26 protein-coding genes and 1 tRNA gene are annotated in these 22669 nt (G+C 43.2%); 7 read left to right on the top strand and 20 right to left on the bottom strand.

Annotation, left to right across the window (positions count from 1 at the left end; translation table 11 throughout):
* The first annotated feature begins 284 nt into the window (after positions 1-284).
* Complete coding sequence (locus MHH76_RS16530) at positions 285-839, top strand: GbsR/MarR family transcriptional regulator (RefSeq protein ID WP_023856013.1); 555 nt, start codon at positions 285-287, stop codon at positions 837-839.
* A 120-nt stretch (positions 840-959) separates the two neighbouring features.
* Positions 960-2588, top strand: coding sequence for a sodium:solute symporter family protein (locus MHH76_RS16535; protein WP_023856014.1), 1629 nt, complete (start codon positions 960-962; stop codon positions 2586-2588).
* Between the two features lie 44 nt (positions 2589-2632).
* Here MHH76_RS16535 and MHH76_RS16540 read toward each other — a convergent pair whose 3' ends face one another.
* Together MHH76_RS16540 and alr are read right to left on the bottom strand one after the other, a co-directional pair.
* Positions 2633-3550: a class I SAM-dependent methyltransferase gene (locus MHH76_RS16540; RefSeq protein WP_023856015.1), complete on the bottom strand. Its 918-nt coding sequence runs from the start codon at positions 3548-3550 to the stop codon at positions 2633-2635.
* Between the two features lie 176 nt (positions 3551-3726).
* Positions 3727-4908 carry an alanine racemase gene (alr, locus tag MHH76_RS16545; RefSeq protein ID WP_025809663.1) on the bottom strand — a complete coding sequence of 394 codons (1182 nt, stop codon included), beginning with the start codon at positions 4906-4908 and terminating at the stop codon, positions 3727-3729.
* A gap of 324 nt (positions 4909-5232) precedes the next feature.
* Between alr and MHH76_RS16550 the strand changes: the two genes are divergently transcribed.
* Complete coding sequence (locus tag MHH76_RS16550; protein WP_025809665.1) at positions 5233-6414, top strand: oxalate decarboxylase family bicupin; 1182 nt, start codon at positions 5233-5235, stop codon at positions 6412-6414.
* Between the two features lie 74 nt (positions 6415-6488).
* Here the strand turns inward: MHH76_RS16550 and MHH76_RS16555 are convergent.
* The 12 genes from MHH76_RS16555 to MHH76_RS16610 all read right to left on the bottom strand — a co-directional run bounded on the left by MHH76_RS16555 (position 6489) and on the right by MHH76_RS16610 (position 13791).
* Positions 6489-6561, bottom strand: a tRNA-Ala gene (locus MHH76_RS16555).
* A 115-nt stretch (positions 6562-6676) separates the two neighbouring features.
* A complete protein-coding gene (locus MHH76_RS16560; RefSeq protein WP_025809667.1) occupies positions 6677-7663 on the bottom strand; it encodes an ADP-ribosylglycohydrolase family protein in 987 nt (328 codons plus the stop codon).
* Positions 7664-7768: 105 nt separating this feature from the next.
* Positions 7769-8392: a hypothetical protein gene (locus MHH76_RS16565; protein ID WP_043054447.1), complete on the bottom strand. Its 624-nt coding sequence runs from the start codon at positions 8390-8392 to the stop codon at positions 7769-7771.
* A 168-nt stretch (positions 8393-8560) separates the two neighbouring features.
* Positions 8561-9196: a hypothetical protein gene (locus MHH76_RS16570; protein WP_043054448.1), complete on the bottom strand. Its 636-nt coding sequence runs from the start codon at positions 9194-9196 to the stop codon at positions 8561-8563.
* A gap of 148 nt (positions 9197-9344) precedes the next feature.
* Positions 9345-9563, bottom strand: a complete 219-nt coding sequence (locus MHH76_RS16575) for an HNH endonuclease (protein WP_020452730.1) — start codon at positions 9561-9563, stop codon at positions 9345-9347.
* Between the two features lie 41 nt (positions 9564-9604).
* Positions 9605-9751, bottom strand: a complete 147-nt coding sequence (locus MHH76_RS16580; protein ID WP_075213391.1) for a polymorphic toxin type 15 domain-containing protein — start codon at positions 9749-9751, stop codon at positions 9605-9607.
* A gap of 137 nt (positions 9752-9888) precedes the next feature.
* Entirely contained in the window at positions 9889-10275 is a 387-nt protein-coding gene (gene cdiI, locus MHH76_RS16585) for a ribonuclease toxin immunity protein CdiI (RefSeq protein ID WP_020452731.1), read from the bottom strand.
* Position 10276: 1 nt separating this feature from the next.
* Entirely contained in the window at positions 10277-11998 is a 1722-nt protein-coding gene (locus MHH76_RS16590; protein ID WP_052500263.1) for an EndoU domain-containing protein, read from the bottom strand.
* A gap of 19 nt (positions 11999-12017) precedes the next feature.
* Complete coding sequence (locus MHH76_RS16595; RefSeq protein ID WP_043054449.1) at positions 12018-12341, bottom strand: hypothetical protein; 324 nt, start codon at positions 12339-12341, stop codon at positions 12018-12020.
* Positions 12338-13045, bottom strand: a complete 708-nt coding sequence (locus MHH76_RS16600) for a DUF5081 family protein (RefSeq protein WP_020452733.1) — start codon at positions 13043-13045, stop codon at positions 12338-12340. The genes MHH76_RS16595 and MHH76_RS16600 overlap by 4 nt, the downstream gene beginning before the upstream one ends.
* Positions 13046-13062: 17 nt before the next feature.
* A complete protein-coding gene (locus tag MHH76_RS16605) occupies positions 13063-13413 on the bottom strand; it encodes a WXG100 family type VII secretion target (RefSeq protein WP_020452734.1) in 351 nt (116 codons plus the stop codon).
* 18 nt (positions 13414-13431) lie between these two features.
* A complete protein-coding gene (locus MHH76_RS16610; RefSeq protein ID WP_020452735.1) occupies positions 13432-13791 on the bottom strand; it encodes a hypothetical protein in 360 nt (119 codons plus the stop codon).
* A gap of 293 nt (positions 13792-14084) precedes the next feature.
* Between MHH76_RS16610 and MHH76_RS16615 the strand changes: the two genes are divergently transcribed.
* Entirely contained in the window at positions 14085-14294 is a 210-nt protein-coding gene (locus MHH76_RS16615; RefSeq protein WP_003184724.1) for a zinc ribbon domain-containing protein, read from the top strand.
* Between the two features lie 22 nt (positions 14295-14316).
* Positions 14317-14490, top strand: a complete 174-nt coding sequence (locus MHH76_RS16620) for a hypothetical protein (RefSeq protein ID WP_020452736.1) — start codon at positions 14317-14319, stop codon at positions 14488-14490.
* Between the two features lie 20 nt (positions 14491-14510).
* On the opposite strand, the gene MHH76_RS16625 is transcribed toward MHH76_RS16620, so the two are convergent.
* Positions 14511-15992: an alkaline phosphatase family protein gene (locus tag MHH76_RS16625; RefSeq protein ID WP_041817298.1), complete on the bottom strand. Its 1482-nt coding sequence runs from the start codon at positions 15990-15992 to the stop codon at positions 14511-14513.
* A gap of 16 nt (positions 15993-16008) precedes the next feature.
* Positions 16009-17142 (bottom strand): glycosyl transferase, encoded by a 1134-nt coding sequence (locus MHH76_RS16630; RefSeq protein WP_043054450.1) that lies wholly within the window; start codon positions 17140-17142, stop codon positions 16009-16011.
* A 99-nt stretch (positions 17143-17241) separates the two neighbouring features.
* On the opposite strand from MHH76_RS16630, the gene MHH76_RS16635 reads away from it, so the two are divergent.
* Positions 17242-17790 carry a hypothetical protein gene (locus tag MHH76_RS16635; RefSeq protein ID WP_020452739.1) on the top strand — a complete coding sequence of 183 codons (549 nt, stop codon included), beginning with the start codon at positions 17242-17244 and terminating at the stop codon, positions 17788-17790.
* A gap of 46 nt (positions 17791-17836) precedes the next feature.
* Here the strand turns inward: MHH76_RS16635 and MHH76_RS16640 are convergent, their stop codons facing one another.
* The 3 genes from MHH76_RS16640 to MHH76_RS16650 all read right to left on the bottom strand — a co-directional run bounded on the left by MHH76_RS16640 (position 17837) and on the right by MHH76_RS16650 (position 20837).
* A complete protein-coding gene (locus tag MHH76_RS16640; RefSeq protein ID WP_020452740.1) occupies positions 17837-18652 on the bottom strand; it encodes a metallophosphoesterase in 816 nt (271 codons plus the stop codon).
* Positions 18653-18778: 126 nt separating this feature from the next.
* Positions 18779-19609 carry an undecaprenyl-diphosphate phosphatase gene (locus MHH76_RS16645; RefSeq protein WP_020452741.1) on the bottom strand — a complete coding sequence of 277 codons (831 nt, stop codon included), beginning with the start codon at positions 19607-19609 and terminating at the stop codon, positions 18779-18781.
* A gap of 82 nt (positions 19610-19691) precedes the next feature.
* Positions 19692-20837 carry an AI-2E family transporter gene (locus MHH76_RS16650; RefSeq protein ID WP_020452742.1) on the bottom strand — a complete coding sequence of 382 codons (1146 nt, stop codon included), beginning with the start codon at positions 20835-20837 and terminating at the stop codon, positions 19692-19694.
* Between the two features lie 212 nt (positions 20838-21049).
* Between MHH76_RS16650 and MHH76_RS16655 the strand changes: the two genes are divergently transcribed.
* Positions 21050-22036, top strand: coding sequence for a Gfo/Idh/MocA family oxidoreductase (locus MHH76_RS16655; RefSeq protein ID WP_020452743.1), 987 nt, complete (start codon positions 21050-21052; stop codon positions 22034-22036).
* A gap of 44 nt (positions 22037-22080) precedes the next feature.
* Here MHH76_RS16655 and MHH76_RS16660 read toward each other — a convergent pair whose 3' ends face one another.
* Positions 22081-22605 carry a type 1 glutamine amidotransferase domain-containing protein gene (locus tag MHH76_RS16660; RefSeq protein ID WP_020452744.1) on the bottom strand — a complete coding sequence of 175 codons (525 nt, stop codon included), beginning with the start codon at positions 22603-22605 and terminating at the stop codon, positions 22081-22083.
* Between the last annotated feature and the right edge of the window lie 64 nt (positions 22606-22669).

Raw genomic sequence — 22669 nt, forward strand, 5'->3', positions numbered from 1 at the left:
AATTTAACGTTTTGAACACTTTGAATTTATCATGCGCCATTTTTTGTGTCAAAGGGAATCAGTCTGATTATTTTTTTTGAATTTTATGTGAATGCAGAGCTCACATGGGCTGAGGCCGTTTGAAAAAAAAATTTGATTTTGACATTTGAATTTCTTTCGTTAAGATAAAGAACATACAGAAATAACTTAACAAACTTAACGCGGATTTCAGATCAATCCCCGATTTTTCGGGGGGCATTGAATCTGCAATGCTGATGTTCCGCTCCTGTGAAAGGAGGCAAGTTATGGACAATCCCCGTGATCTTTCAGCAAAAGAAGCGATCGCACAGGCAAAGGATCTTGTCATTGATTCAATCGCAGAAACGATGGATCTGTACGGCATTACCCGGAGTGCGGGTATTTTGTACGGAACCATGTACCTTTCGGATGAAATGACACTGGACGAAATGCGGGAAGAACTGCAAATGAGCAAGCCCAGCATGAGCACAAGCGTAAAAAAACTCCAAGACTTAAACGTCGTCAAAAAGACATTCCATAGAGGAAGAAGAAAACACAGCTTTGTTGCTGAAAAGGATTTCTTCAAATTTTTCACAAGCTTTTTCCCGCAAAAATGGGAAAGGGAAGTCAAAGTGAATCTCATGGCCATTCAAGACGCTCAAAAAGCATTGGAGGACATCGTCGAAAGCGATGGGCTTGACGAAAGTATAAAAGAAGAAGCGAGAACTCTTTATGACCAGTTGGAACAGTCAAAACCGTATTATGACTGGCTGCTGAGACTCGCGAAATCTGTCCAATCCGGAGAGATTTTTGAGTTTATACCGATTGATAACAAGGAATAAAAAGGTTTTATCCGCTCTGAAGTCAGCAGTTTGCATACTTCCCAGAGTGGCGCAAAACCTTTTTTCACATTTTAATTTCAAGAAAATTCGAAAAATTATTACCGGAGGCGATGTGCATACATGAATTATGCTGAGAAGAAAAAAAACTGGATCAAATTAGGTATTTTTGTGTTGTTTGCGGGAGGCTTACTCGCGTATATCGGCATTTCGAATGCAGACATTCATTGGGGCGGCTTTATCTCCATGATGATATTCTTTGCTTTCACCTATTATTTAGGCGCTTTTTACGCAGCAAAGAAATCAAATTCTTTTTCTGATATGATCGTGGCAAAAAGGAGCATGCCGTTTTTCGTCGGAATGGTGACGATGGCCGCAACATGGGTCGGCGGCGGATATATTAACGGAACGGCCGAATCGGCTTACAGCGACGGTCTCATCTGGGCCCAGGCACCCTGGGGCTACGCATTAAGCCTGATTATCGGCGGTATTTTCTTCGCCAGAAAAATGCGCCGTCATCAATTTATGACCATTATCGATCCTCTCGAACAGCGCTTCGGTAAGCGGATGGCCGGTGTTTTATATATACCGGCGCTGTTAGGAGAATTGTTTTGGAGCGCCGCGATCTTAACGGCATTGGGCACGACTTTCGGAATGATTCTGAATATCGATTTCCAAACGTCGATTATTCTTTCGGCGATGATCGCCATCGCTTATACGGTGGCCGGAGGCATGTGGGCAGTCGCTTTCACAGATGTCTTCCAAATGATCATCATTTTGCTTGGGCTGTTTTTAGTCGTCCCATTTGTGTTGTCAAATGTCGGTTCATTCGATATCGTATGGGCAAATTACAGGCACGATTTCGGAAGCAGCGCCAATCTGTTTCCGCCGTTGGACGGCTGGAAAAATCCTGAATGGGGAAACCTGTTTTGGAACTGGTGGGATAATGCGCTCCTCTTAATTTTCGGTGGTATCGCATGGCAGGTGTACTTTCAGCGCGTTCTTTCGGCAAAATCGGAAAACGCCGCCATGTGGCAGTCGATTATTGCCGGAGTGATCTGTATCATTGCCGCCATTCCGTGCGTGATCATCGGAGCTGCCGGAAACAGTGCGGATTGGAGCCTGTTCGGAGCGAGCGCTCCGGATAACCCGGCGATGATTTTGCCGCAAACGCTTGCGTATTTAACGCCGGGAATTATCGCTGGCATCGGTTTGGGTGCAATTGCAGCTGCCGTTATGTCAAGCATGGACTCATCGATTCTATCGGCATCATCAATGGCCGCATGGAATATTTACCGTCCGCTGATCAAGCCGAAGGCCACCCAAAAACAGCTGCAAAAAGTCGTCAAACGCTCAATCATTTTGTTCGGCGCGGGAGCAGCGATCATCGCGCTGAATGTCAAAAGCGTTTATACTTTATGGTATTTGGCATCGGATTTAGTTTATTGCATTCTTTTTCCCCAGTTAACAATGGCCCTCTTTTATAAAAGAGCAAACCTGTACGGGTCAATTTCCGGATTTGCAGTTGCGGTCATTCTGAGGCTGGGCGGCGGTGAACCCGCATTCGGCATCCCGCCGCTTCTGCCGTATCCGATGATTGAAGACGGCACAGTCCTCTTTCCTTTCCGGACGCTGGCTGCGGTTACAGCATTTATGACGATCTTCGCTGTGTCCGAATTGACGCAGCGCAAATGCCCTCCTAAACAGCTTGTACTCCCCCAAGAAAAACAGAAAGACGATCGCGCGGCTTAAAATAGGAAAAACGCCCGGCCCCGGGCGTTTTTCTTGATTCGTGTTTAATTTTTCACGGCATGAATGTAGTGAATCGTTTCAAAGGCTGACAGATCATCTTTTCGATTTTTAAAATAACGCTCTTGAATATCCGACGGTGACAAATGCTCATAAACGAGCAGTCCGGATTGCTCCAGCATATGCTGGATTTCCTGATACGAATAGCATGACTTCATCGGTTCTCCGCCTGCCGCTGCCATTTTCACCATATTTTCCACCCTGTTGGAGAAACCTTTTTCTTTGAACAGGTTTTCATCCGCATAATCAAAAACGATCGAACTTCCTGAAGGAAGATCAGCCATTAATTGTCTCAGCAATTTTTCGGTTTCTTCCTTTGTTAAGTAGTAGGAAACGCCCAAAAAGCTAAAGAACGTTTTTTTGTTAAAATGAAAACCCTTATCAGCCAATTCTTGATAAGAAAATGCCTTGGCAAAGTCCAAAGGAATAAAATGAAGGTGGGCCGGGATGTGAAAACCTGCTTTGTCCAGCCTTTCCTTTTTCCATTTTTGTGTCGCCGGATGGTCAATTTCAAAGATATCAATTTTGCCTTTTAACTCTAGGTTCCGAAAACAAAAAGTATCCAGCCCTGCCCCAAGAATCACGTATTGTTCTGCTCCAAACCGAATCTCATGGTGCAGCACGCTTTCGCAATATGCGGCACGCGCGAGCGGCGTCGGAGAGAGCTGAATTTGTGTGACCCATTTTAATATTTCTTCATCGTCTCCCTCGTATTTTTCCGCTATATCTTTGTTGAAGAACTGTATACCTTGAATGAAACTGTTTTTAATATCAGAAAATTCTTGTTGGGAAATGAGCGTTTTGGCTAGATTGTCATCAAAAATTTTTGGTTCATCATATTGGCTGTGATAAGCTCTGCCAAAAGCCGAAATAAGAGACGTTACACTCGATTCATCTTTTTTCATGTCGTACACTCCTTCATCAAACGCAAAAAAAATAGGATTCTCCCGGCCAGGAGAATCCTATTATACACACCAATATTCAATTAGTAAATTATAGCATAAATAAATTTTTTTGTCAAGAATTTGCACTTTTCCTATTTTATCAATGATCGAGAAAACAGCCTGTGAGTATGGGAAAACTACACGTATAACAGCGGGGTCGACTTTTTAAAAATCTTGCCGTCTCTTATATAAAAGCGGGGGACGCGCCAGCTTATTGTAGATACCACTTCATAATTGATCGTATCAAGCATTTCCGCAACTTCATCAACGGAAATTTCAGCTCCCTTTTGCCGGCCGTAAATCACGACTTCCTCTCCTTGTTTACCTTCGCTCTCTCCCAGACTGACCATTATCATGTCCATTGTTACTCTTCCCGCCACCGGCACCCGTCTTCCGCGGTGTAGAATAAATCCGCGATTGGAAAGTTCACGGGAATAACCGTCAGCATAGCCGACCGGAATCGTGGCAATCACTTCCCCGCGCTCAGCAACATATGTAGCCCCATAACTAACGGTCCGCGGTTCTGTCAACATGGTTTTCACATAAGCGATGCGCGCCTTCAAGCTTAGTGCAGGCACAAGCTTAACGAGATTGAGCTGCCTGATATAATCGGAAGGATATAATCCATACATTCCGATACCTAAGCGAATCATATCAGCGCTGAATTCCGGAAAAGCGATCGCCGCGGCCGTGTTGTTCATATGCACCGTAGGCAGCTTAAAGCCTTGTTCTTTCAGAAAACGAAGAAAGCTGATAAACTTTTCGTGTTGAATCATGGTTAGCTCAGTATCCGGTTCGTCAGCTGTGGAAAAATGCGTGAAAATCCCTTCCCATCTAAGGTTTTCACTAGCCGCCAGCGCTTCCACAATTGCTAAAAGCCTTTCTTTTGTGCGTACACCTAAACGCCCCATGCCGGTATCCACATTGATATGAACAGACAGCCGGTCAGGGGTTGCTTCTGTTTCCAATATCTCGTTCGCTTCTTTAATCCAGTCAACTTGAAATGCTGATAACGATATATTCCAAGCTGCCGCTTCTTTCACACAGCTAAGCGGGGTGAAACCGAGCACAAGGATCGGTGCGTCAATCCCCGATTTTCGCAAAACGACCGCTTCCTCCACCGAGGCAACGGCGAGCTCACTCGCGCCGTTTTCCAGTGCATGGCGTGCCACTTCCACCGAGCCGTGACCATAAGCGTTCGCTTTTACGACAGCCATAATCTTGCTCCTCTTCGGAATATGCCGCCGAAATGCGCGCAAATTTTTTTTAATCGCATCAAGGTTTACCTCTACCCAGACTTCCCGGCAAAGCTTTTTCATCAACGCTCCCTTCTTTCTTGTCACATAGTATTCATTCATGTAGCCGTTCGAAAATTGCCCGGATGCTTTCTATCTCATTCTTATTCAGCTTCGGGCGAAATCATTCAGTCAGTAATCGTTAGCGGTGGAAGGCAAACAGCAGGAGCCCGTGCCGTGCAGACTTTAAATCGAAGGTTTTCTTCTGCTGCCAAAGGAAATGCAAATCTGTCCATCTAGTTTTTTTAAAAGCGGCTTAATAAGGCTCCGATTTTTTTCGATTTGATATATTTTAAGCGTCCCTGTCATAAATTTCGGTATACACGACCTGTGAAGGGAGCTTTTTACATGAAAAGAACAGCCGGGACTCCAGCTTGGTACAATCGCGTGCCTCATCCAATAAGACACGATGGTGCGGGCGCGACTGATTTTGGGCCCCGCGACGTGATGCGGGATTTAGAGAATCCCGACATGTTCGTTCCTCCAAAAACAGATGCCGGAGCAATCCCCAATTTAAAGTTTTCTTTTTCAGACACACATATGCAGTTAAATCATGGCGGCTGGTCGCGCGAAATAACTGTCCGGGAGCTGCCGGTATCAACGACGATTGCCGGCGTCAACATGCGGCTGACGCCAGGCGGGGTGCGCGAGCTGCATTGGCATAAGCAATCGGAATGGGCTTACATGATTTTGGGCCATGCGCGCATTACCGCCGTCGATCAGGACGGCCGAAACTTTATCGCCGATGTCGGCCCCGGGGATTTGTGGTTCTTTCCCGCCGGAATACCGCACTCGATTCAAGGGCTTGAGGATGGCTGCGAATTTCTCCTCGTTTTTGACGACGGGAACTTCTCCGAGTTCGATACCTTCACGATTACAGATTGGTTCGCACACACACCGAAAGATGTTCTGGCCGCGAATTTCGGTGTACACGAAAGCGCCTTCGCCCGCATCCCCGACAAACAGCGATACATCTTCCAAGCAAAAGTGCCGGGACCGCTCGAAAACCAAAAAGTGCCCGACCCGTATGGAACCGTACCAAAAAGCTTCGCTTACAGGCTGTTTGCACAAAAGCCTATCGTAACACCCGGCGGAACGGTGCGAATTGTTGATTCTTCAAACTTTCCAATTTCGACAACGATCGCCGCCGCACTCGTCGAAGTCAAGCCCGGCGGAATGAGGGAAATGCATTGGCACCCGAACAACGATGAATGGCAGTACTATATCTCAGGAACCGGGCGAATGACAGTATTTGCGGCAAACGGGACTGCCCGCACCTTTAATTACCGGGCGGGGGATGTCGGATATGTCCCGTTTGCCATGGGACATTACATTCAAAATACAGGCAGCGAAAGCCTGTGGTTTTTAGAAATATTCAAAAGCAGCCGCTTTGCAGACATTTCATTAAATCAGTGGATGGCGCTGACTCCAAGAGAGCTTATTGAAGAGCATTTGCATGTAGGACCGGAGCTGATGAACGCTCTGCGAAAAGAAAAATGGCCAGTCGTCAAATACCGTACAGACAGATAGGCCATCAACCCGCAAAAATGGATCGCGTAAAAAAGGCAACAAAAAAACCCTTGAATCTTCAAGGGTTTTAAAGATGGAGCATAGCGGGCTCGAACCGCTGACCTCTACACTGCCAGTGTAGCGCTCTCCCAGCTGAGCTAATGCCCCGTATATTTAAGACATGATTTATTATAGATGGATTTTTGGAGAAAAGCAAGCGGTTTTTGATGTGAGTAAGAAAATGCTCTGTCAGCCGGCATTTTCTTTTTCACCTAGACAAGCGCTATTGCTTTGATTTTTCAAAACAGAACTGAGTGAACCTTTCAGACAAATCCAGAATGTCATCTATCCTAGGCAAGGCAGTGATCCATTCTTCCGGGATGCTTTCCATTTGATCATACATTCCAGCCATTGTACCTGTAATAAAGGCAATTGTATCTGTGTCTTCCCCCAGGTTCACTGCTTCCAATACAGCATCAGAATAACGGTCTGAATTGAGGAAACACCACAATGCCGCTTCTAAAGAGTGCACAACATAGCCGTCTGACATGATGTCTTCTCTTTTAACACCCGCAATGTCATCATTGAGTATCCTCTTATAGGCAGAAAACTCATTTTCATACTCGGTTCCTCTCAAATTCTCCACACAAGAATGGACTGCTTGTTTATATGCCTCTTTAGGAGAATGATCAAACAAGTTTATTAAGAATTCTATATAAATGATACATCCCAGCGTAGATCGGGGATGACGATGTGTAATAAATGCCCACCTTTCGATCTCAGCTTGTCTTTTTGAAAAATCTGATTCGTTCCATAGCATAAAAGCCAACGGAGATATTCTCATCAATGCTCCGTTTCCATTATCAAACTCAGACGCTCCGCCGCATTGTTCAATTGGAACGCCCCTTTTGAAGCGCTCGATTGCATCATCAGTCGCTCTGCCAATATCAAACATGCTGCCGTATGGAGTCCAGTACCCTTCCCGATACGCAGCAAACTTTTTCATCAATTCGGTCTCATCTTTTTTTTCGATCAGATTCTCCATTAAACACAAAGTGAGTGATGTATCATCTGACCATGTCCCAGGCGGTTGATTATAAGTCCCGTACCCTATCATTCCAGTGATATTTAAGTTTCTAGCTTTAAATTCCACAGGGACGCCCAGCGCATCACCGATAACCCCGCCAAGGATAGTGGAGTACAGTCTTTTTTTAAATTGTGAGATATGGTTATCATCGTTCCACTGAAACGATATTATTCTTCTTTTCATTTGGCACACCCGCTTTGTTGATTCATCTTGAAAACGCATGGAGATCGATTTCCATGCGTTTTAGTTTTAAATCATATTCATTTAAAAATAATTATACATCAAATATTATTTTCCTAAAATCAATCTTCTTATCTTCTCTTCAAACTGCATACTTATATTGAAATCGTTTTTCCATAGATTTAAAAGAGAGATAACTTCTTTTAATTTTAAGGAAAAGTTATACAATACAAGAAATGCACTTGGAGCTTCTCTATCTTTAATTAAATAAACTTTTTTGAAGTCAGGAGTCATATAAAAAATATTATATAATCCATTTTTTGTTTGTTCTAAGTTAACAGAAATCTTTTTTTCTTTAAAAATTGAAAAATAATTCTCACCAATTTTCAAATCTAATAATTTATTTAAAGATTTTATTTCATTATCTTCTAACTCTAATATTTTATCTTGTGTTTCAATATCTCGAATACGATCACCTAAAATAGAAACCGCATAAATACCGAGTGCACAAATTCCCTCTTCTTTATTATCAAATTGCTCTTTAATAAATCCATTCCCTCTTTGATTTAATATTAAATAATATATATTGTTTTCCGTGTTTTCTTGAAGTTCAACAAATGTTTCTTGATAAATACAGTTATTAAACTTTTGATAAACCCCTATTTTATTTTCTTCAGCATGACTTATAACCGCATAATCCTCACCAAGGTTTTCCTTCAACAAATTATGCATTTCTAAAGACCACCTTTTGTAATTGAAACTTCTTTTATATAACCTTTATCTATTGTATCATTGTGATATTTAAGAATAGTGTAATCTTTACTCTCTGTCTCCATAACCTTATGTAGTTTCAATTAAAATCGACCATCTATAATAGATAGATGGTCGATTTTAATTTCATTATAAAAGAAAAGTACTTATGTCTCCTTCAGAGAAATTATTTGCTATTCCTTCAGCTTCCAACAAATTTTTCACTTCATTTTCAAATTGATAAAGCAAATAAACTTTTTTGAACGCAATAAACAGTGCTCTTTGATTTTGGATTGCTAATGTAGATTGAATCACATTACCTTTATTGTTGACAAAAGAGACAATCGAACTTGCTTCGTCTTCCATCTCTAGCATAATCGCTCTATTTTTTACTTGTAATTGTCCCAAAGCAAATAAAGAAGCAGGGATCCCTAATATAGACATGGCTTGAAAAAGCTTACTTTGATCAAATGTAGGTCCACCTATATCCAACTCTTCATGTTCCATCACAAAAAGCTGAAACTTTTCTAAAAAATAAAAAGAAGATAACCTATCCAGAAAAAAGTGTTTTGCCCCTTCAACTTCATTGTAAAATTCTTTTGTTATTTCCAAATAAGGGTTATTTTGTCTTTCAACCATAAACAAACCATAAACCCATTTATCTTTGTCTTTCTTCAATATATAAAAATTTTCATACGGAGCAACATTCTCTTTAATGCAACTATCTTCAAGAGTAGTTGATTTCCCCAGCTTATTCAAAATTTTATGAGCTTGATTAATATTCACTGAAAGTCCACCACATTTATTTTAATAAACTTTGTCAATGAGCTACGGTCGTTGAGCTTGCCTTTTGCTTTCAGTCGCATGCGTTTTTGATTATATCTCATTTGAGTCATACAGCAACTCTTAGCTTATTTCTTCTCCTTTCTAAATGCTATCTCGGAACATCTGCCCACATTCCAGTAGATCTGCCACCATTATGAATAGTTATATTGTGTATTCCAAAAGGTACTAACTCCATTTTACCTGGCACTTCAGTATGGTGCCATGTCATACCTTCTGGTCTTCCTCCAATTGCGTTATCTAGCCATTCAAATTTTGCCTCGTCAGACTTTAACCAGAGACTTTCTGGTAAATCTTTAGTCTCTACCACAAGTCCAGCACCCTTGAAATCTGCAAAACCAATACCTCCTTTTAATAGGTTAGTTTAACATTTAAATAAGTTAATTTTTTCTCACTAGAACTCATATTTTGTGCTACACTTCTTATTTGTTCATCCACTATGTCTATTCTATATTTCCATTGAGATCTGAGGGAAGAATTTATTTTTCCTTCTACCAGCTATATTACACAAAAAAGCACCCGTTGTTTTTAACAACAAAGTGCCTTATAGTAACGTACAGAAAGCATTCCACTTAAAGTTTAGCCTAAAGTTGCACAGAAAGCTTCTTCATCTCACTATGTTCCTCAGGTATCCATTATTTAATATCATATTTTTCTTTAATCTTCATTAATAATTCTTCAATAAGCTCTTTCTTCTCAGGATTTCTTTCTATATAAAAATTACACGCAGTACTTATATACTGATACAATTCATCATAACTCACAATATCGTAATCATCGTCACCGTCGCCAGAATAAAATAAAACTTTATTTTGTCCAAAGTATTCCTCTTCATCTTGTTCATATTCATCTGAATAAATTATTCCATTATACTCACGGCGCTCTCCCTCTTTATTTTTAAATTCTTCTAAATGCTGTAGAAAGTTACGTCCATTTACATAAAGATTCAAAACATCTATAACTGCCTCTTTAGTCAAATTATTCTGTTTCATCATCTCAATAAATTCTTCATATACGTTCATACTAATCCACCCATTCTAATACTGGATAAGCATTTTCTATCTCACCAGTTTCTGAATTCATAATGCCTTCAAATTTTAATTTTTTTCCATTATATTCTGTTTGTCCTTGTATTTTTATCTTCTTTTGTTTTAATAGAGGAATTTCTCTTTTATTGCTTAATCCTTCGTCCATTGCCTTTTTACTTAAATTTATTATTTCATCATCCGAAATAATCTTTGGATCATACACTGTCTTTTTATACATTTTGTCTTTATTAGGTATTACTTTGTATTCACCTGTTCCATTTTTTCCGGTATAGTCCATTTTTTCGTACTTCACTTTATATTCAATATCAAAAACTCCTTCTATACTTGGATGTTCTTTCTTAACAACAGTTTCCAACTCATACTTGTTAGAATTACTATCAAAATAATTCTTAAACTCATCATAATTATGTCCACCACTAACACCATTACGTTCAGTAAACTTTTTAACGGGTCCTGTCGTGTGTTCGACATAGTAATCTTCTTTATATTTAAGGTTTGTCGTACCTTTAGAAACACTCTTCCCAGCCTCAATCTCCTTCTCAACCCGCTGAATCGAATCCTGCATCTTCGCTTTCGACGCTTTATGGGCGTCGTTGACGTGGGCGGAGTAATTGGACCCTTTTCGGACGAGGGTGCCGCCGGCTCCTGCTTCTGCACCGCGGGCAATATCGCTCAAAGCGTCGGCGCTTTTGGCGAATTGTTTTTTGATGGCGAAGCCTGCGTCGTTGAGTCGGTCTTGAGCTTTCAGCCCATTCACCTTCATGCGGTTCGCCCAGATGTTTTTGCTGTCTTTAAAAGATTGTACCATATGTTCTGTTTTGCTTGAAATTTGCCCGATTGTGGCTGCGCTTTTAAATGTACCTTTTGCCGCGGCTGCCCCCGGGATGATGTCAAGGGCGCCGAACACGCCTCTTTCAACCCTTTCGTCTGTGTTTAACTCCCGTTGTGTCATCCAGTCTTTTCCGGTTGCGGCGCTCGAAATATTGGCTCCTCCGTAGGCGACGGCCACCGTGAGACCGGCCGGTGCACAAAAGATGGTGAGCACGATGATGCCTGCACCGGCCAGAAGATCCCGCCACAATTCCTGATTCTTTTGGACATCTCCGATTGATTCGTATTCAAATCCGCGGGAAGAGGCAATCGCTTTCATGTATTCTTCATACGATAATTCGATGTCGGGGTGGTTGATCTGGAATTCTTCAAATTCTTTGCTCAGTACGTGATCAAACGATTCCGAGTCTTTGAAAATATCATTTACGCTCACTTTCGCTTTGTCGGTTTCGACCGCTTGTTTGGACATGCCGTATCCGACGTAAGTGGTTTCCTTGGAGCCGATCCGGTTCGCGGTCGTGTAATTATGTATCGTCAGTCCGCGCATTTTTTCGGCGAACGCGTCTATTTTTTTATAAAAAGGGCTGTCAATGTGATCTTCCACCAAACTGCCGGCTTTCATGCAAAAGTCAGCCAGCTTTTGATAATCCTTAAACAGTTCCTCGATCTTGCTTTTTTTGCTTGTGTGGGTAAAGCTGATCGCCCTGTCGCTGTCCTTGTCTTTGATTTTGGATTCGATATCTTCCAAGAGATCGTTGAGTTTGATAAGGCCGGCTTTCATACCGCCGCCATATGGTCCGCCCGTCAGCGCATCGAGCCCGTCTTTCATGCCCTGCCATTCTTCCGGTACGTATTTCACATCCATTTAGATGATCGCCTCATTTCTATTTCTGAATCTTGTAGAGTTTTTGAAGCTCTTTATCTGTTTCATACATTTTCTCCATCGCATAACTGACAATGTGGGAAGCTATACAGTAATTATCAAACAGCTCCATCGTCTTCCCGAGAATATCCGCGTAGCTTTCAATCGCTTTTGGTGCCTGTCCGGCTTTATAAAAATCGGATTCTGAAAGGTTTTTGATTTCTTTCTGAACCCCTTCTGTATAAATATCGCAGATGCTTTTCAGCTTATTGGAAATGGTGATCATTTCTTCAAACTCGAGATGGATGTTTGTACCGCCGCCTCCTGCTCCGCCTTCTGCATTCATAGCATCGCCCTCCCTGCTCTGAAATTGATGTGCAGTGCGTCATAGATCCGGTTGTTCATAATATAAAGGCTGATCCATTCATATCGATCATTTAAAGGATCAACCGAGATGAAATCTTCGCCTTTTGTAAAGTAAAGTGTTGTCGTCTGGAAACCGGTGTCTGCCGGTTTTTGCTGCGAGGCAAGCTTGAACGTTTCCACAGCAAGAACTTCTTTTTGATCAAGATCCATTGCCCTGACTTCGGCTTTTTCAGCGGCGCTCATCGGTTTTGTCAAAAAAGCGAGGTCTTGATCACGCGGCTCTCTTACTAAAAATGACACGTTGGAAATAAGCGATAAATAAACTTCGCGCTTTTCCAAATAATCTAATGTGTAGCCTTTGCCCTGGCTTCTTTCAGTCAGAGCGACAACGCGCTCCTCATCGTCCGGCAAAAATGCGCACATGACGTTATTAAAGCGCACGAATTCTTCGCTTTCTTGATATTGCTTCAGCAGCTTAATCAGAAAAAAAGCGGTCTTGGTCAGCTTGCCTTCCTTTAAAAGGATGCCTTTTTCAATCAGGCTCTCTTTTGCTTTTACTGCACAATCCGGCTCAGCCAAGGCCAGCTGTTCGCGTTCCGGAAGACCGAATATGTAGGTAACTCCGGCTGCTCCTGCTAAAACATAAAGTTCTGCCGCCGACAGCGTATCTGCTTTCACCTGCATGTCATTCTCCTTCCCTGTTATAAGTTTTTGATTTCCTGCACTTCACTGAGCTTTGAAAAATCGTCGATGTGCATTTGCAGTGCATCTAATGCAGCCGTATGATCTTTCAAGGCGTCTTTCATATCGGCATTCAATTCGATAATCAGCTCAAGGTAGCTTAAAAATGCGTCGCGGGTTTTTCCGCTCCATTTTCCGCTTTCAACATACGCTTTCAATTCCTTTGCTTTTTTCAGCGAGTCGCCAACATGTTTTTCGATCGCTTTCGCATGGGAATGCGCTTTTATTGTTCCATTATGTGAAATTTTCACAGTCTCTCCGCTTACTTTCGGATTGGCCGCTTGATAGTTGTAGTATCCATATCCGTCCATGACTCGGCTGTTCCTCCTCTACGCCTTTTTCTCTTCAGCTTCAGCTTTTGCTTTATAATACTCCCACTTGCTTTTCGCCTTCGACTTGGCGCTTTGAATGTCATCGACCATATCTTTAAAATGCTTGACCAATTCCTTCAGCTTGGCATCCTTTTCATGGCGTGTATCCTCAAATTCGTGGGAAGGGATGTTCAAGTCCGGGAGATTGCTGTGGTATGCCTTCAAACTTGCATCAACTTCTGCTAATTTCGTCTTAACATCGCTTTCTTTATCAGATAAAAAGTCGTATAAATTTTTATACTCGTCGCGTTTTCGTTCATTTTCCGTGTAGGATATGTGCAAAAAGTTGCCTACTGAATCCCAAAAACCTTCGCTCAAAGCAGCTGCCCCTTTCATTTATCCTAGTCAATAAAAACTATTTTCCTGTAGTGGATGATATTGTAATAGGTTTATCTTACAGGATGGTCCTAGGCGAATGAATAGGTTAAAAGGATTGTTTTTTTCGACGAAAAAATAAAATAACCGGTCTTCGAGAGATTTTTATAAGTAAAAAGGATCAGTCTGTTTTCCCCTCTTTTCCGACCGGTCATTTCCTGAGAAATATTTTCTTTTGAAGAACATTCCATTATAATGAAGTTGGTCGGATTTTACATCATGAAAGGAGAAGCGCTATGCGTGAACATAAAGGATGTATCAAGTGCGGAAGTACAGATGCGGGGCAAAAAGAAATCGCGACGACCGGCACCGGCCTGTCAAAATTGTTCGATGTGCAGCATAACCGTTTTCTCGTAGTTTATTGCAAAAACTGCGGGTATTCGGAACTGTACAACAAACAATCTTCAACCGCCGGAAACATTCTCGACCTGTTCTTTGGAGGATGACGGCCCGAAAGGAGAAACGGTTATGAGAGAAAAATACGGATTATTGATTGCCATATTTATTTTGGCTTTATGTGTGCACTCCAATATCGTCGTAGAACATGCACTCTTACAGGCGATCATAAAAACAGTCTCACTATTCGTGATGATCGCTTCGGCGCTTGCAGCATTTGTCAAAGGCATCAGACAGCCGTCATAATCACTGGGAGAGGGGGTTAGTCATTGCCCCGTTCCCAGTGATTTGACTAAATCGAGAATCCATTCTTTCACGTCGACAAGGCGATTGTATGCCGGCTTTGTATCGGTTCCGGTGATGATCATGGATACGAGGGAGTCCTGCTTGTGCAATGCACCGTGGCTGGCTCCTCCGACGTGCGTCGGCGACCCTTCGCCGATAAATTCGTATCCAGGCTTTGAATTGGCGATCAAAAAGTCGCCTTCATGCGAAAAAAATGAAGTGTACAGTCTGGCCAGCGCATCGGGAAACTTTCCGTATGTCATGCTGCTTTGCTCGACCGTCAAATCGAGAATGTTTACATCCCCTTCCAGCGTCCACGTTTGTCCAAATTCATCCGTGTATTTGCCTCCCGGCCGAAATGTGAGCTTCCCGTGCTGCTCACCCGAAACGACCTCAATTGAATCCGTTTCATTTTTCCAGCCGATGATGTCGATCCTCTCGTCCTGTTGCAGAATATCCGCGATCCTCGTGAGCGGAAGCTTCGCTTTATCGAGCGAATAGATAAACGCCATTCTTTCGTTAACGGCAAGAACGATGTCATCATCGTCCGTCACGCCTTTCTTTAATTTCACAATGCGAAAGGCGTCCAGAAGGCTTCTCAAATCAATCAATGCTTCTTTTTTATTGCCGCTGATCCAGGCCTGTCCGTTATCCCCCATCACGATCCACATGTGATCCTTTAAAGCGGCTTCCCATGACGGAAAGCTGTCTAAAATCTTTTGAACATGCCGGTCTGCTTTCGCCACCCCCGCTGCGTCGTTTCTCCCGTGTTTATGTACGTGCTGGTCGAGATCGGGAAAATAGACGAGTGTAAGAGGCGGCACTTTGTTTGTTTTGATCAGATGAACCAATTCATTCACAGAAAACCGGTCATTAAAGCCGAATTTTTTGAAAAGCGAGCGGTTTGCCGGATTCACTTTGGAAAAACCGCCGTACGAGAACAGCTGGGACGTGTTGATTTTGACTGATTGGTTTAATCCGGAAATCATTGAAAAAAGAAAGGGAACCTGTAAATAGTTGTCCCGGCTCCCCCTGTGCAAAAGCGCATTGATCGAGCACGTTTCAATTCCTTTTTCATCAAGCTCTTCGTGAAGCGTCTTCACCTGTTGGCTTAAATGAACCTGATTCAAATTGTAAAAGACGTCTCTGGAGGATTGTTTGATGCCTAATTTCAGAAGCTCTCGAATATGGCTGCCATAATTGATGATCCGTTTTTCCTTCGCGTTGTACCACACAAGGCCCGGAACTTTATGGCGGTCGCTGCTCGCCCCTGTAAGCAGTGTGCTGTCAACATTGACGGACATCGTCGGAAAAGGGCTGATCATATCAGGAACATAGCGCCCGTTTTCCAGCAAATATCGCAGACCAGGAGCCTGTCCGGTGTTCACGGCTTCTTGAAGCGGTTCATCCATTAATGAATCGATCAGCAACATGACGACTGATTTCTTGCGGCTCTCAGACATCGTTCTTCCTCCTTCCTTATACGTGAGCATTCCCTAAACCGCTCCGGTTATGAATGATCCCGTCTAAAATGTCGCTGATATCCCGGTCCGATTTTTCGCGCAAATATTGACCAACGCTCATTTGATAGCGTCTGATGTCTTCTTCCGAACGGAAAAAGGAGAGCAGCTGCTGTTCAATCGGCTGCTGTTTTTGCTGATTCAGTTCAATGACAAGGTTTTTCTTTTTCAGAATATCGAGATTCATCTCTTCCTGTCCGGGCAGCGCGTGATAGATGAAAACAGGGAGCTGTTTTTCAATGCACTCGCTGATCGTGACGCCGCCGGGCTTCGTCATGATGCCCGACGCCTCCCCGTATAAGCGGTTCATTTCAGCTTTGCTTTCGATATAAGGCAGCGCTGTAATGTATGGATTGTTTAAATCATGAACATACCGGTAGAGCTTTCGGTTTTTTCCGCATAGTATTTGGTATGCGACATCCCCATTCGGCGACAGCTCCTGCACAAGCTTAAAAATGCCGCCCACCCCCATGCTTCCGCCGGTTATGAGGATGTTGCACACCGCTTTTTTGTCCCCGTTCTGCCCAGGCTTTCTCTCCATTTTATAGGAACGATGCACGGGTATTCCGGTCAAAAAAATCTTCTCTTCATCAACGCCTTCTGCGATCAGCTGTTCTTTGATGTCTTTGATCGGCGCAAAATGATAATCAATCTTTTCTCTTCCCCAAATTCGGTTGACGAAAAAATCGGTATAGACATTGACCACTTTCATGTCGGGAAATCGGCCTTTTAAGCGGTTCAGCAAATAGGAGGGCAATGCATGCGTACAGAACACGATATCAGGCTTTTTTTCCGCAATGATCTGCTGCATATCCTTCAAAAAGATCAGCTCGTACAAGAGGTGGCGCTTTGCGGTTTGATGGCGCCCGCACGCCAGGAGATGATAGACCGAGCTGTAGACTTTCGGAAAATACTGAATCCATGACAAATACGCCGCAGAAGAGGCTTTTTCAAGCCGCCGATAAGCATGTGAAAAAATGTCGATTTTTTCACATTGATGGGATTTGAGAAGCAGTTCTGCCTGCAGTGAATCGGCAACGTGATGATGACCGGTGGAAATGCTTAAAAAAGGGAAAATCAGAATCTTTGTCATCTCCATCCTCCATTTCAGAAGAAAAATGTTTTCCATTTATATTTTTCAAATATCCAGCCAAAATATAAGTGTATTTTTTCAGGAAAGGAAAGTGGCGACTTGAGAAACTGTTTTTTGTCGATTTGGAGTGTAATTGACCCGTTTTATTATTTTTTTTCAAGACTGACACTCATTGATCAAATGAAATCGAGCATTTTTCGCGTCCGTCTCACAAGGTACAAAGGGATCGATGTGGTGTTAAACGATGGGACGGTTATTAAGAAGAACGATGTTCTGATCAAAATTCATCTGCATAATATTAAGCTGATTAAAGAGCTACAAAATATTGAGAGCGCTGTCAGAAGAGGCATCCTCATTTATCAAAAGGCGTACTTTTCAATGCCGATCCTGGCCGAATATGTTAAAAACCATCACCGGACAGACCAAATCAAAGGCATCATCGGCATTACCACACTGCATAAAGGCGTTGAAAGGCTCGGTTTTGAAGCCGTTGAGCCCGCAAACCAGTTTTACAGAGTCTTTAAAAAACTGACGCAGATTCCGATTTTATATTTAACAACAAAGCAATTTTCTCTTCGTAAAATCCCTCCTTCCCAATATTTGTTTATCTCGAAAGAAAAATTGTTCAAGTCCTATCTGCAGAAATAACAAAAAAAAGAGACTGATCCCTCAAAACAGGAACAGCCTCTTCTTTTTATGAAATGTGATGGAACGTCATTTCCGGACGGCTTCCAATGCGGATATTCGCTCCCGTCTGGCCCAATCCCTCGCTGATATAAAACGGTTTGTCATGATGATAGTGAAGACCTTTAATCATATTCATTCGCACAAGCTTTCCCATCTTCAGAAGATGATAAGGCTTCGGCCAATGAATCTGACCGCCGTGAAAGTGCCCTGACAGAAGATAGTCAAAGTGAAATTCCTGCATATCAAGCACAACGTTCGGATCATGCGTCAATACAAGGTTGTACCCTTCCTTCAGCTCTTTATATGAAGCGGCAATATCGCTTCGCTTCGTGCTGTAATCATCAATCCCGATAATGTTGAGTGCCTCACCTTCCACTTCAATCGAGACATGCTGATTTCGAAGGGTGATGCATCCGTTATCTTCCAGCACACGTTTCAGCTTCCGAAAGTGTTCACCTTTCAATACGTAGTCATGGTTGCCGAATACAGCGTACATCCCGTATGCCGGCTTTAGTTTTTGCAAAGCTTTTAAGTAGTTTGCAAGCTTTGGTATATTTCGTTTCCTATCAAGAAAATCTCCTGTTAAAGCAATGAGATCCACTCGTTTTTTATTGGCAAGTTCAAGAATCTGTTCAGGTGAAATCGAAATGTTTTCTAAATGAAGATCAGACAGATGAAGAATGTTCAGCTTTTTCTTTAAAGCGGGAGCCTGGACGCGCTCGACCGAAATCGTGTTGACTTTCACATCTTTTGTATTGTGGTTCGCTTTATAAAAAATAGGCATTAAACCTAAGATAATCAATAGACATGCGATAATAAACATTTCAATATCTCCTCCCTCTTACTAGTATAGTAAGTTGGCAGGCAGTTTTATAGTGGGAAATAATAGGATATCATTCTTTTTACCTATAATAAAAACCGATTTCCAGCTGGAAATCGGTTCGTAATTTTACAGAAACAAAATGAACAGAAGAAGCCCTAAAATGATGCGATAGATGGCAAACGGGACAAGCTTGATCTTATTGATCAGCCTGAGGAAAAAGCGGACGACAAAAAGAGCGACAATAAAAGCGCTGATAAACCCTGTAATAAAGAAAGGAAACAGATCTGCACTTAAATATGCCCAGTTTTTAATTAAAGAGAGCAGGCTGGCTCCCATCATGATCGGAATCGCCATAATGAAGGTGAAATCGGCGGCCGCTCTGTGGTTCAAGCCGAGAATAACACCGCCCGAAATCGTCGAACCCGAGCGCGAGAAGCCCGGCCAGAGCGCCAGACATTGAAACAGCCCCATACCGAGCGCCTGCTTATACGTCATCCGGTCAACCGAATCTGTCGTCTCCGTGCGCCGGTTAATCCAGTCGGCCGCGAGCATCAGCACCGCGCCGGCGATGAGACCGACCGCAACGGTGTGTACGGAAAACAGGTACTGATCGATATAGTCTTCGAATAAAAAGCCGAGCACAGCGGCGGGAACAAGTCCTACAGCGATTTGGGCAATGGAAAGGCGGTTTCCCGATTTTTGCTCTTCCGTCATGTTTTTCTTCACACCTAAGAGGTTGAGAATCCGGTCTTTAAATACGATGGCGACAGCGAGGATGGAGCCGAGCTGAATCACGACTTTAAAGGTATTCGCCGCCTCAGGCGTGAGCAGTTCTTTCGATTTCAGCCAGACGTCGTCAACAATGATCATATGCCCTGTTGACGAAACAGGGGCATATTCTGTTAATCCTTCAACAATTCCGAGTATGATGGCGACAAAAATATCCCAAATGTTCATATGTCATTCCTTTCGCTTCATAAAACTTGTCCTCTAATAAACTATTTATATCGCCTTTAAAAGCCGATTATGCAAGCGGGATTCAGACTTCTTCGTTTTTTTCATAAAGGTGTGAACGCTGTTTAAACCATTCAAACAAATGCGTGACCACCACTTTGATGACCGCGTATCCGGGGATGGCGAGAATGACGCCGATCACGCCGAACAGCTTGGCTGCCGTCAGCAGCACAAAGATGATCGTTACCGGATGGATGTGCAGGTTTTTTCCCATAATTTGCGGCGAAATAAATTTTCCTTCAAACAGCTGCACCACAGTCCAAACGATGATCAGCTTCACAAGCATAAACGGGGAAGTAACCAGGGCAATAATGATTGCCGGCGTGATCGCAATCGTCGGTCCGAGATACGGAACGATGCTCGTACACGCCGCCACAAGGGCCAATAAGGAAGCGTAATCAAGACCGATGATCATATATCCGATAAACAATAGGCAGCCGATACAGAAGCTGACGATGATCTGCCCCCTGATATACGAACTGAGCCGGTGATTCATCTCGGACATCATCACATACGTCTGTTCCCGCAAGCGGACCGGTACGAGCTTCAAAATAAAGAGCGGCAGTTTTTTACCATCTTTCAATAAGTAAAACAGGATAAACGGCACGGTCACAATTGAAATCACGACTTCTGTAACAGCGCCTATGAACGTTCCCACTCCGGTAAATGTGCTGTTTAAAATTGTGGTGGCCTGATCGGATAATTTGCTTGCCAAATCGGTCAGATTGATGTTCAGCGTCTGCTGGACCTGATTAAAAAACTGGCTTCCGATCAGCTGTTTAATTTGGTCTTCCACAATGTGGACATACCTTGGGAAATTATCGACAAGGCTTGTGATCTGTTCCCTTAACAGCGGGATAACGGAGACGATCAAAATCGTGATCAGACCGATGATCACGATATAGAGAAGAAGAATCGAATAAATCCTTTTCACATTTTTCCGCTCTAGAAAATCAACGATCGGATTTAACAAATAATAAACGACACCTGTCAGTACGACAGGCAGAGCGATGGTTTCCACAAGGACGATGAAAGGCGTGAAAATAAACGATGCTTTTGTAAATACAAGGATGTTCAATCCGATCAAGAGCAGAACGAGCAGAAACAAAACGAATTTATTGTCTAAAAAAAACTTCTTAAATCTGCCGCCCCACATATTCAAAGAGTCCATGGCGATCCTCCATTAACATTGGTTTTATACATTAAATTGTACACTATTACTCCTCATACTAAAAATAAAACCATTGCTATTGGTCTTTTTTTCCGCTTGCAAACGTTTATTGATGATATACATATACGCCGGTGTTTCCGGCTTTTTGCCTTTCGCCGGCAAAAGAAAACACTGTATAATAAACATATCCTACAGCGAAAGGGGAAAATAGCATGATACGGTTCGGGGTAGTCGGAACAAATTGGATCACCGACCGGTTTCTTGAAGCGGCCCGTTTGGTCGGCGATTTTCAATTAACCGCGGTATATTCAAGGAGCGGGGAGCGCGGACGTGAATTCGCGCAAAAATACGGGGCAGAGGCGGTTTTTACCGATATCAGCGAAATGGCTGAGAGCGATGTTATTGATGCGGTATATATCGCAAGTCCCAACTCTTTACATAAAGAACAGGCCGTCACATTCATGAAAAGCGGAAAGCACGTCCTGTGCGAAAAACCGCTTGCGTCCCATGTCAAAGAAGCGGAAGAAATGGTAAAAACAGCGCAGGAACACCGCGTGACATTTATGGAAGCGATGAAAACGACATTTCTTCCGAATTTTAAAAACATCGAACGCAACCTGCACAAAATCGGCAAAGTCCGCCGTTTTACAGCAAGCTACTGTCAATACTCTTCCCGCTATGACGCCTATAGAAACGGAACCGTCTTAAACGCATTTAATCCGGCTTTATCGAACGGTTCCCTGATGGATATCGGCGTCTATTGCGTCCATCCCGCGATCGTCCTGTTCGGCAAGCCCCTCGAAGTAAAAGCAAACGGGCTGATCCTTGAGTCGGGGGCGGACGGTGAAGGAACAGTGCTGTTAAAATACAAGGAACATGAAGCTGTTTTGATGCACTCGAAAATCTCCAATTCCTTCACGCCTGCTGAAATTCAAGGGGAGGAAGGCTGTATTGTCATTGATAAAATCCACCGACCTGAAAAAGTCGACATCCGCTATCGGGACGGACGGGTTGAACATCTTACGCTGCCGGATGACAAACCGGCCATGTTTTATGAAACAGAGGAATTCATTCATTTAATTAAACAAGGGCGGATCGAGTCTTCGCTTAACACATTTGAACGCTCTATCAACACCTTGGCGGTCATGGATGAAGCCCGCAAACAGATCGGTCTCGTTTTCCCCGCTGATCAAAAATAACAAATGAGCCGCCTCGATTCGAATGAACGGGCGGCTCATTTGTTTTAGGATTGCGCCAAAAGATCGGCAAAGGCTTTGACATAGATCGGCAGGTCCGGCGGGCGGCGGCTTGACACGATATGACCGTCGACGACCGCTGCTTCATTTACCCATACCGCTCCGGCATTTTCCATATCGTCTTTGATCCCAGGTGTGCTTGTGACTTTCCTGCCTTCCAATATTCCTGCGGAAATCAGTACCCAGCCGGCATGGCAGATTTGCCCGATAGGCTTCTTCCTTTCGTTGAACCACCGAATCATCTCCAGTACCTCGGGATATCTTCTGAGCTTGTCAGGCGCCCAGCCTCCCGGAACCAGAACTGCGTCGTATTCCTCAATATTCATACTTTTCAGCTCATAATCAGAGACAGCAGGTACGCCGTATTTGCCCTTATATTCATGATCCGCTTTTTCGCCAACGAGGTGTACGATCGCGCCTTCTTCCCTCAGCCTTAAAACTGGATACCACAGTTCTAAATCTTCGAAGTCATCGCTGACAAGCGCGATCACTTTCTTGCCTTCAAGTCGCATGATTTATCCCTCCTGTACAACCAGTGTACGATAGATGGCAGTCTGTTTAAACCTATTTATCCCC

The organism is Bacillus sp. FSL L8-0193 (genome assembly GCF_037976065.1).
Lineage (GTDB): Bacteria > Bacillota > Bacilli > Bacillales > Bacillaceae > Bacillus > Bacillus paralicheniformis.

Bases quoted from the DNA above. Each gene is read 5' to 3' on its own strand.
- MHH76_RS16530 (WP_023856013.1), top strand. From the start codon at position 285: ATGGACAATCCCCGTGATCTTTCAGCAAAAGAAGCGATCGCACAGGCA.
- MHH76_RS16535 (WP_023856014.1), top strand. From the start codon at position 960: ATGAATTATGCTGAGAAGAAAAAAAACTGGATCAAATTAGGTATTTTT.
- MHH76_RS16540 (WP_023856015.1), bottom strand. From the start codon at position 3,550: ATGAAAAAAGATGAATCGAGTGTAACGTCTCTTATTTCGGCTTTTGGC.
- alr (WP_025809663.1), bottom strand. From the start codon at position 4,908: ATGAAAAAGCTTTGCCGGGAAGTCTGGGTAGAGGTAAACCTTGATGCG.
- MHH76_RS16550 (WP_025809665.1), top strand. From the start codon at position 5,233: ATGAAAAGAACAGCCGGGACTCCAGCTTGGTACAATCGCGTGCCTCAT.
- MHH76_RS16560 (WP_025809667.1), bottom strand. From the start codon at position 7,663: ATGAAAAGAAGAATAATATCGTTTCAGTGGAACGATGATAACCATATC.
- MHH76_RS16565 (WP_043054447.1), bottom strand. From the start codon at position 8,392: ATGCATAATTTGTTGAAGGAAAACCTTGGTGAGGATTATGCGGTTATA.
- cdiI (WP_020452731.1), bottom strand. From the start codon at position 10,275: ATGAACGTATATGAAGAATTTATTGAGATGATGAAACAGAATAATTTG.
- MHH76_RS16590 (WP_052500263.1), bottom strand. From the start codon at position 11,998: ATGGATGTGAAATACGTACCGGAAGAATGGCAGGGCATGAAAGACGGG.
- MHH76_RS16595 (WP_043054449.1), bottom strand. From the start codon at position 12,341: ATGAATGCAGAAGGCGGAGCAGGAGGCGGCGGTACAAACATCCATCTC.
- MHH76_RS16600 (WP_020452733.1), bottom strand. From the start codon at position 13,045: ATGCAGGTGAAAGCAGATACGCTGTCGGCGGCAGAACTTTATGTTTTA.
- MHH76_RS16605 (WP_020452734.1), bottom strand. From the start codon at position 13,413: ATGGACGGATATGGATACTACAACTATCAAGCGGCCAATCCGAAAGTA.
- MHH76_RS16615 (WP_003184724.1), top strand. From the start codon at position 14,085: ATGCGTGAACATAAAGGATGTATCAAGTGCGGAAGTACAGATGCGGGG.
- MHH76_RS16620 (WP_020452736.1), top strand. From the start codon at position 14,317: ATGAGAGAAAAATACGGATTATTGATTGCCATATTTATTTTGGCTTTA.
- MHH76_RS16625 (WP_041817298.1), bottom strand. From the start codon at position 15,992: ATGTCTGAGAGCCGCAAGAAATCAGTCGTCATGTTGCTGATCGATTCA.
- MHH76_RS16630 (WP_043054450.1), bottom strand. From the start codon at position 17,142: ATGACAAAGATTCTGATTTTCCCTTTTTTAAGCATTTCCACCGGTCAT.
- MHH76_RS16640 (WP_020452740.1), bottom strand. From the start codon at position 18,652: ATGTTTATTATCGCATGTCTATTGATTATCTTAGGTTTAATGCCTATT.
- MHH76_RS16645 (WP_020452741.1), bottom strand. From the start codon at position 19,609: ATGAACATTTGGGATATTTTTGTCGCCATCATACTCGGAATTGTTGAA.
- MHH76_RS16650 (WP_020452742.1), bottom strand. From the start codon at position 20,837: ATGGACTCTTTGAATATGTGGGGCGGCAGATTTAAGAAGTTTTTTTTA.
- MHH76_RS16655 (WP_020452743.1), top strand. From the start codon at position 21,050: ATGATACGGTTCGGGGTAGTCGGAACAAATTGGATCACCGACCGGTTT.
- MHH76_RS16660 (WP_020452744.1), bottom strand. From the start codon at position 22,605: ATGCGACTTGAAGGCAAGAAAGTGATCGCGCTTGTCAGCGATGACTTC.